The organism is Paraburkholderia sediminicola, from assembly GCF_046026895.1.
Classification (GTDB): Bacteria; Pseudomonadota; Gammaproteobacteria; order Burkholderiales; family Burkholderiaceae; genus Paraburkholderia; species Paraburkholderia sediminicola_C.
Genome location: NZ_JAQQEU010000261.1, coordinates 1 through 773 on the forward strand (window position 1 = coordinate 1; position 773 = coordinate 773).

At 57.4% G+C, this 773-nt stretch carries 1 protein-coding gene; it reads right to left on the reverse strand.

The genetic code is table 11. The features are described from left to right. Positions 1–522 precede the first annotated feature (522 nt). Positions 523–773, reverse strand: a 251-nt coding sequence (locus PQR02_RS40640; protein ID WP_408243423.1) for a transporter substrate-binding domain-containing protein, incomplete at its 5' end; no start/stop codon positions are given.

The window sequence follows — 773 nt, forward strand, 5'->3', positions numbered from 1 at the left end:
TCCGTGGAAGAAAAGGATCCCGAGGAACAGTGCTCCCGATCCTTTCGATAGAGCCCGGGTGGTCCGCTACGACTAGCATGACACGCTGTACCACTGCGCGAAGCGGGACATGCGGCTACCGACGGACGAGGAACCCAGAGCTTTGTTCGTCTATGCGAAGGCCGGTGACGGGCGGCCCGTACAGCCTTGAAAGCATTGATCAGGTGGCAATTGCGACATGCGCGACGGCAAGGCAGGTCGCCGGCGGCGCTGACAGCTAGCGCCAATGTCTTTCTCGATGATTTGCAGCTCTTCGACGTGTCGAAACCGATCACCGACACAAGCCATCTGGAGATCGAGAAAAGTACGCTAAACGCGCGTGTGTGTCAGACAGTTGGCGGGCCTTGAGTCGAATTCCGCGAGGAAGTGTTCATGGACGTCGGTATGGGCAACTCGGAACGGCTACGTTAGAACGACGTCGATTCTCGACGCAATAGCTTGCAACCCGCGAATCGACGATTCTCCATGTTCTTGCCGAGTCATCTACCTCCCCTGCGTGAACCACTTTCCGTAGATTTTTTCGTAGGTTCCATCCGCATACATGGAGAGCAGCGCTTCGTTGATCGGCTTGCGCAACGTGCTGCCCTCAGCCAGGGCGACGCCATACTTTTCCGGCCGGAATATCGGGCCGACGACCAGTAATATGCCATTGCCCCGCTTCGCGGCCCAGTACTGGAGGGTAGGCGCATCATAGACAACGGCCTGCACATCGCCTTGAGTGAGCATCCGGATTA